Consider the following 7,921-nt stretch of genomic DNA (forward strand, 5'->3'; position numbering starts at 1 on the left):
CCACAAGCCGAAACCGCCGGCCTGGTTCTGCCGTTGACGCAGCATGCGCACCGCACCGCTGAAGGCTTGCTCGGCCTCCGGCGCGTTACCACCCCAGATCAACGCCGGCATGGCCTTGGACACCAATTGCTCGGTGCAGGCGTAGCCATAGTCATCCAGGTAATGCTTGAGGCCGTTGGCCCATACCAGCGGCGAAGCGGCGACGCCCAACTGCACATCGCGCAACTGGCTGAACAGCTCGCGGGTCGGTTTCAGCTCTTTGCTGGCGCTGTCGAAACGGCCCAGGCTCAGGGCCACCCGATGCTCGCTCAAGGGTCGGATCGACGTGGTTTCCGCCACCTGGATACGCTTGCCATCCGGCAGCACCGCGACGAAGCGCAAGTCGGCCGAGCCGAGGGTTTCGCCTACCTTGATCTTGAACTCGGCGACACCCTCCTTGCGCGGTTGCAGGGCCAGGGTGCTGGCCTTGTCGCCTTGCACCTGCAGGCCATCGCTGGTCTGCACTTCAAACTTCACGTCCGCCGCCGCGTCCAGGTTGCTGAACACCCCGGCGCTGACGCTGAACACATCCCCCGGTGCGACAAAGGCCGGCACGTTCGGCGTGATCACCAGCGGCCCGCGCACTTCGGTGTTGGCCTCGCTGACGCCCACGCTGTCGCTGTCCACGGCCACCGCAAACAGATGCAGCTTGCCATTGAAGCTGTCCGGAACCTGGTAATGCAGCACGGTTTCACCGGCCGGCAAGTCCACCAGGCCAGACCACCAGGCCACAGGTGGCTGATGTTTACGCTTGAACGGGTTGAGGTGGTTGGCCAGGGCGCCTTCCGTATCGCCACCCGGCGCTGCCCCACTGAGCAGGCGGCTGAATTCCGGCAGGATCAGGTCAAGGATCTGACTGGTGCCGACCTCCAGTGCACGCTTCTGGAAGAAGAAGCCCAACGGGTCCGGCGTCTGGTAGCGCGCCACTTGCAGGATGCCTTCGTCCACCGCGTAGACCACTGCGCGGCCAGGGCGGTCGGCGTTGACCTTGATGTCCAGGGTCTGCCCCGGCTCGATCTTCGCCGGGCCTTCGACTTTCAGCGCCATGCGCCGCGCGTCGAGGTTGATACTGAACGGCACTACGCCGTAGGACAGCGGGCTCATGTAGACCTCGGACGAACCAGTGTCCCGTACGAACTGCACGTTGACGTAGGCATTGCCCTCAAGCCCCGCAGGAACGCGGATGTGTTGCACGCTGTTGGTGCTGTCGGCCTTGAACCACTGCTGGGTGTAGACCTTGTCCCGCTCGATGGTGATCAACCCGGCGCCGGTGTACGGCGCGCGAATGCTGATGGCGATCTCATCACCGGTGGCGTAGCTGCGTTTATCCAGGCGCAGTTGCAGTTCGGCGTTGCGCTCCAGGGAGCGCGAGGTGTTGCCCCGGCCGGCGACGCTGTAGTCGATCTGGTTCAGCAGGTTGCCGTTGGCGTCCTTGAGTTGCAGGGTGAAATCGCCCGGGGTGCCGGTGTTCAGGGTTTGCTTGGCGCCGTCCTTGGTCATCACCAGCGGCGAGGCAGGCTGGCTGATGTTCTTGATGCGCGACTCGTATTTGTAGGTGCCGTTGGATTGCTTCACCAGCACCGAGACGTAGCGGTGCTCGACCACTTCACTGGTCAGGCCGTCGACTGCGACTGGCGTGAGGTCTGGCGCCACGGCCAGCCATTGCACTTCACGCGGGGCGTCCTTGGCGACGAAAGACAGCGAATCCTTGCTCTTCACACCCACCAGGTACGGCGCCGCCGACACCAGCAATGCGCTTTGTGCGGCGACGTTGCGACCGCCTTCGGCTTCGTACACCTGGGTCATCACTTGCAGGCGGTAGGTGCTGTTGGCGAAGCGTTGCAGGTTCAGGTCCAGCAACGCCTGGCCATTGTCGTCGACGGTGGTTTCGGCCAGGTCTTCGGAGCTGGCTTCTTCCAGCGAGTCATTCAGGCGGAAGCGGTAATCCGGGTAGCGATCAAAGGCCGCGAGCGTCGGGCTCAGGGACATTTTCGCCGTGACGCGACGACCCGCCGCCGGAGCGCCGAACAAGTGCATCGCGGTGACCTTGGCCACCACCTGGTCCGGCGGGATCCAGCCCAGCACCGGTGTATCGTGCAGGCTCAGGCTGACTTTCATCCGGTCCGGTTCAAAGTCGCGGACCTTGAAGCTGACGCTGCCCAGGTCGGTACGACGCTGCTTCTCACCGATCAGTTGCAGGGTCGCGGTGTAATCGCCGGATGGCGCTACTTCGCTGCTTGGGAAATCGAAGGTTTCAAAACCGCTGGCCGACAGTTTCAACGGCTGGCGAATCACCTCAAGGCCACGGGGGTCGGTGATCTGCAACTCAACCGGCAGGCCTTGCAGGGCGCCTTTCCAGTCGCCGCTGCGCACGATCATGCCCAGGTGCGCGGTCTCGCCGGGCCGGTACAGGCCGCGATCGGTAAACAGGTAGGCGCTGAGGCGATTGATCGCACCGTCTTCTTCCAGGCCGCCTACATCAAAGCGCGACAAATCCAGCTGTTGCGACTGACGGGCAATCGGCAGGAAGGATTGGTCATTGCCGCGACTGACCACATACATCAACGGCGTTTTCTCACGGCGCAGTTCATCCAGCTTGGCGAAGTGCGCGTGACCTTCGGCGTCGGTATGGCCGCTGGCGACCGGCAAACCGTTGCGGCCGATGATATCGACCTGGGCGTCGGACACCGGCGAGCCGTTGCCGATGGACTGCACGTACACATCGTGGCTGCCATCGCTGGAGCGCTTGGCGATGATGCCCAAGTCGGTGACCACGATGAAACGCAGGTCGCTGGTGGTGTTGCGCGAGTAGTCGAAGGTGCGATCGGCCGGGTCGTCCTGCGGGCTCAGCTTGAGCACAAAAATCCCCCGGCGGCCGCCGTTGGCCGTCAGGTAGCTGCTCAGGTCGACATTGTCGTAGACGGTTTTCGACGGGTCGCCAGCCGACAGCGGAATGTCCAGGCTCTGACGCTCCACCATCCGGTCGAAGTAGTCATTGGCAAAATTCGGTCGGGCAAAGCTGCCGCTGCTCTGGTCCACCAGGTGTTGCAACTGGTTGGGCAGCAGGCGCGCGATTTCCACATGGGCGCCGGGTACGCCACGGGCCATGAAGCCCAGGCGTTTTTCGCCGGTGAGGCTGAGCAGGGCGCCGTCGGACAGGAACTGCAGCGTGCGTGGATAAGCCGGCATGCTCACGAGAGAGGCTGTCGGATTTTTCGCCAGGTAGCCGCCGATGGCTTCCAGGTTGGCCGGCACCCGCACATACAGGGCGCGGCCCGGCGGGGCCTTGAACTTGAAGGCGTGCAGGGTGTTCAGCGGTTCGACGCTCGGCACGTGGGTCAGCTTGACCTTGGTGCTGCTGGCCAACAGCTTGTCGTCGATGTCTTGCAGGTTCCAGGGGCGGGTATCGTCCTCGGCTTTTTCCGGCAGCATCCAGGCCTGCACCTTGTTGGCGATGGTCTCGTCGGCCACGGCGCTGGAACTGCTGAACATCAACACCGGCTCGGGTTCGCCGCGCTCGTTGTCGACAAAGCTGACTTCGGCGCCGGTAAAGGTCAGGCGATAGCGGCCGGGCACGGTGACTTCGGCCACCAGCGGCGCCGAGCTGGGATTGCCGCCATCACGGGCCTTGAGGCCTTCATCGAGCTTGGCGCTGACCGGGGTGCTTTCCAGTGGGGTGGCCAGGGCGGCAGAGCGCACAAAGGCGTTGAGCTTGTGTTCGTCGAAGGTGATTTCCGGGCGATTGGGCAGTTGCGCATCGCGGTAGGCCAAGCCTTTGCCGAGGGTGACCGAGGCACGTTTGCGTACGCTGTCTTCGTCTACCGGGTGGGAAAAGTGGAAGGTCGCTACCAGCTGTTTCTGCGTCGGGTTGCTCGGGTCCTGGTACAGCTCGTTTTGCGTCAAGGTGGCGCGGAACGGCTGGGTGGAGAATTGGCTGGTGTATTGGCTGAGCAGTACGCCGTCGGCCAACAGGGTTTTCTTGGCCAGGTCGATGGTGTAGTGGGCGTCGACGGGCCAGTCTTTTTCCGGGGTGAACACCAGGCTGCGGTCATCCGCCCAGCGCCAGGCGCCGGCGATGGCAGGCTTGAGGGTGATGCCTTCGGTGACCGGCTTGCCGATGGCCGCCAGCGGGGCCACGGATTCGGCGAAGCGTACCTGCAAGTTATCCACAACCGGTTGCGGCTGGGTGTAATCCGTCAGGTTGGGCTTGTGCAGCGAATAACCCACGGTGTGGGGCTGTGGCAGGTGGGAATACCAGTGCCAGCCGTAAAAGCCCGCGGCCAGCACGAGTACCAGGACCAGCGCGCCGCCCGCAGCCTGGCGCGGACAAGCCCGGGCCTTGTGGCCGACGTTGACCAGACCGTTGCCTGTGGCTTGCAGCCAGCGCGGCGGCTGCCACTGGCCGAACAGGCTGCGCGCCAGCCATCGAACGGCGCTGAACAGAACACTCACCACTGAGATCAAGGCCCCGAAAAAACGGCGGCTGGTCGCTTTTAACGAATCAAACATGGTGAGCATCCCTGGCAATGTGTCGCGTATCTTACACGTCTCTTTGATACAAAAGATGACGGCAAATGCGCCGCAAAGCTCAGGCTTGCTGTACGAAGGTGAGGCGTATCGCAAAACCGATCAAAAGACTGCCAAACAGCCATTGCTGAAGGCGCTGGGCGGACGGGCTGCGTTCCAGCCAGCGGCCGATTCTTGCGCCGGCCAATCCATAGCAACTGTCGAATCCCAGGCCGACCGCCACCAGAATCGCCCCCAGCAGCGCAAACTGCGCCGTCACCGATGCGCCATGTGGATCAATGAATTGCGGCAGCAGCACGGAGCAGAACAGCAGCGCCTTGGGGTTGAGCAGGTTGGTCAGCAAACCCCGCTGGAAGGCTTCGCGCCAGGCATGCGCCGGCGCCGTGCTGTGCTCGGCGTTCAGGTTGGGCAGCAGGTTTGAGCGCAGGCACTGCACGCCGATCCACAGCAGATATGCCGCACCGCCCAGGCGCACCACATCGAAGGTCCAGGGTGCGACCTTGAACAGGGTCGCCAGGCCCATCCCCGCCAGCGCCACGTGGCAGGCTCGCGCCAGGCCCAAGCCGCCTGCGGTTGCCAGTGCCATCGCCTTGCCCTGGCGGGCGCCGGTTTGCAGCAGCAGGATCATGTCCGGGCCGGGCAGCAGGTACACCACTGCCAACGCGACTAAAAACAACCAGAGTTCTGCCATGTGCCTGCCCCTTGCGGTAGGTGATTCGTAGGGCAATTTTAGGGGCGAAGGCCGGGGCAGGTGCTTGCGTAGTCAGATGGAAAAGCGTCTAGTCTTGGCACAATCTGCCACTTTTTTCGCGCGAAACATTTCACTTATGCCAAATCTGAAGCTGGACGCATTTGACCGCAAGATTCTTGAAGCCCTGCAACGGGATGGCCGGCTGAGCAACGTGCAACTGGCGGACGAGATTGGCCTCTCGGCCTCGCCCTGCTTGCGGCGTGTGCGGCTGCTGGAAGAGGCCGGGGTGATTCGTGGTTATCAGGCAAGCCTGGACCGGGATGAAGTCGGGTTGGGGCTGACGGTGTTTGTCGGGGTGAAAGTGGAGCGGCATAACGACGAACAGGCGGAGGCGTTTCGGTTGGCGGTGACGGCGCTGCCCCAGGTGATTTCGGCGTTTCTGGTGTCGGGGGAGTCGGATTTCCTGCTGCAAGTGGTGGTGCCGGACTTGCGCGGGTATGAGCGGTTCCTGACCGGGAGCTTGTTGAAGTTGCCGGGGGTGAGTGATATCCGCAGCAACTTCGCGATTCAGACGGTGAAGACGCCCGGGGCATTGCCGCTGAGTCACCTTCCCGGCTAGATCGTTCCTACGCTCCGCGTGGGAATGCCGCCCTGGACGCTCCGCGTCCGCTTTAAAGTCGTGACGCGGAGCGTCACCGGATGCATTCCCACGCAGAGCGTGGGAACGATCAGATAAGGACGCCGGGGGCACCTTCCCGGCTGGTGCTTTCTTATTGTGATAAGGACGCTTGTTGTGGCGAGGGAGNNTGCGTAGCGGCCCCAAAATCCTGGGAGCGCTGCGCACTCCAGCGGGAGCAAGCTCCCTCGCCACTGGGGTTGTGTGGATTTGGGGAGGGAGGTGGTCGTCAGGTCCACCAGTAGCGCACGAGATGAAAGAAGATCGGCGCGGCAAAACACACTGAATCCAGCCGATCCAGCATCCCGCCGTGGCCCTCGATCATGTGCCCCCAATCCTTCACGCCCCGGTCGCGCTTGATCGCCGACATCACAATCCCGCCCGCAAACCCCAGCAGGTTGATCAACAGTGCAATCAGGAACGACTGCCAGGGATTGAACGGCGTGGTCCACCACAGCGCCGCGCCAATCAGCGACGACAGCAGAATCCCGCCGACAAACCCTTCCACGGTTTTAGACGGCGACAAGTTGGGCGCGATCTTGTGTTTGCCGAACAGCTTCCCGCACACGTACTGCAACACGTCCGACAGTTGCACCACGATCACCAGGTAGGCAATCAGCAGCAGGTTGCGGCCTTCGTAGCCGACGATATCCAGGGTCAGCAGCGCCGGCACGAAGGACACACAGAACACCGCGATCATCAGCCCCCATTGCACTTTCGATGCCCGTTCCAGGAAGTGCGTGCTGTCGCCGCCCAATGACGCGAGGATCGGCAACAGCAGGAACACGTACACCGGGATAAAGATCGAGAACAACCCGTACCAGTCGAAATAGATCAGCAGGTATTGCAGTGGCAAGGCCAGGTAAAACGCGGCTACCAGTGCCGGATAATCGCTGCGCCGGGTGGGTGTCAGCGTGAGGAATTCCCGCAGCGCATAGAACGACACGGCGTAAAACAGCAGGATCACCGCGCCGGTGCCGAGCCAGAACGCCACGCCGATCACCACCACCATCACCCACCACGCATTGATGCGGGCGTTGAGGTTGTCGATCACCGCGTTGGGTGTGCCACGGGTGCGCAGTTTGAGGATCAGGCCGATCAGCGAGGCGAGCACGAGGATCGCGCCGATCCCGCCGAACAACATCAGGGTTTGGCTATCCATCTCAGGAATGCTCCGGGGCAAGGGCGAGCAAGGCGTCGCGGGTGCGGGCGAGGAACAGCGCCTTGTCTTCGCCGTCCTCCAGTTGCAGCGGTGCGCCGAAGCTGGTGGTGCACAGCAAGGGCAGCGGCAGCACACGGCCCTTGGGCATGACCCGGTTGAGGTTGGCGATCCACACCGGGATCAATTCGGCTTGTGGATAACTCTTGGCCAGGTGATACAGCCCGCTTTTGAACGGCAACAGGCCGTCTTCCAGGTTGCGCGTGCCCTCGGGAAAGATGATCAGCGAGTCGCCGTTTTCCAGGGCCTGAAGCATCGGCGCCAGAGGGTTATCCACAGGGTCCTTGCGCTCGCGGTCGATCAGCACGCCGTTGAACACCCGGTTGATGATGTAGCGGCGCAGGGCGCTGGTGTTCCAGTAGTCGCTGCCGGCCACCGGGCGGGTGAATTTACGCAGGTTCTGCGGCAACGAGGCCCACAGCAGCACGAAATCGCCGTGGCTGCTGTGGTTGGCGTAGTAGATGCGTTGCACCGGCACCGGCGCGCAGCCAAGCCACAGGCTGCGGGCGCCGGTGACGGTGCGGGCCATGGAGGTAATCAGGGTGGCGACCACGGGTTCGAACATGAGGATTCCTTATCCGGCGAAGGGCAGCCAGGGGCTGGCCAGGATGACGGCCACGGTCAGCAGCACTTGCGCCGCCAGCAGGTAGGCTTGCTTGCGCAACAGTTTCAAGGCGCCGCGACGGCGCTCGGTCCAGGGGCGGCCTGCGCGTTTGGCGGATTGCAGGCCAAGGGTGTGCATGGCCTGGTCGAAGTCGGGCGTGCGGTC

Annotated in this window: 5 protein-coding genes and 1 pseudogene; 1 reads left to right on the forward strand and 5 read right to left on the reverse strand. The window is 63.1% G+C overall.

What is annotated here, in order from left to right; all coding sequences use genetic code 11:
* Together HX846_RS13165 and HX846_RS13170 are read right to left on the reverse strand one after the other, a co-directional pair.
* Positions 1-4,548 (reverse strand): alpha-2-macroglobulin (locus HX846_RS13165; protein WP_178965525.1); only part of this gene is annotated, 4,548 nt, incomplete at its 3' end.
* Between the two features lie 79 nt (positions 4,549-4,627).
* Complete coding sequence (locus HX846_RS13170; RefSeq protein WP_177009026.1) at positions 4,628-5,257, reverse strand: LysE family translocator; 630 nt, start codon at positions 5,255-5,257, stop codon at positions 4,628-4,630.
* Between the two features lie 145 nt (positions 5,258-5,402).
* Here HX846_RS13170 and HX846_RS13175 point away from each other — a divergent pair, with 145 nt between their 5' ends.
* A complete protein-coding gene (locus HX846_RS13175; protein WP_032899927.1) occupies positions 5,403-5,876 on the forward strand; it encodes an Lrp/AsnC family transcriptional regulator in 474 nt (157 codons plus the stop codon).
* A gap of 286 nt (positions 5,877-6,162) precedes the next feature.
* On the opposite strand, the gene HX846_RS13180 is transcribed toward HX846_RS13175, so the two are convergent.
* From HX846_RS13180 to HX846_RS13190, 3 genes and pseudogenes are all read right to left on the reverse strand, one after another.
* Positions 6,163-7,095 (reverse strand): phosphatidate cytidylyltransferase, encoded by a 933-nt coding sequence (locus tag HX846_RS13180; protein ID WP_063033761.1) that lies wholly within the window; start codon positions 7,093-7,095, stop codon positions 6,163-6,165.
* 1 nt (position 7,096) lies between these two features.
* The gene (locus HX846_RS13185; protein ID WP_003213522.1) at positions 7,097-7,717 is read right to left on the reverse strand and encodes a 1-acyl-sn-glycerol-3-phosphate acyltransferase; all 621 of its coding nucleotides are present in this window, start codon (positions 7,715-7,717) and stop codon (positions 7,097-7,099) included.
* 9 nt (positions 7,718-7,726) lie between these two features.
* Positions 7,727-7,921 (reverse strand): annotated as a pseudogene (locus tag HX846_RS13190) (hypothetical protein); the annotation flags it as partial.

The sequence above is a fragment of the Pseudomonas sp. K5002 genome (assembly GCF_013386655.1).
Lineage (GTDB): Bacteria > Pseudomonadota > Gammaproteobacteria > Pseudomonadales > Pseudomonadaceae > Aquipseudomonas.

Coding starts and splice junctions, on each gene's coding strand:
- HX846_RS13180 (WP_063033761.1), bottom strand. CDS start 7,095: ATGGATAGCCAAACCCTGATGTTGTTCGGCGGGATCGGCGCGATCCTC.
- HX846_RS13170 (WP_177009026.1), bottom strand. CDS start 5,257: ATGGCAGAACTCTGGTTGTTTTTAGTCGCGTTGGCAGTGGTGTACCTG.
- HX846_RS13185 (WP_003213522.1), bottom strand. CDS start 7,717: ATGTTCGAACCCGTGGTCGCCACCCTGATTACCTCCATGGCCCGCACC.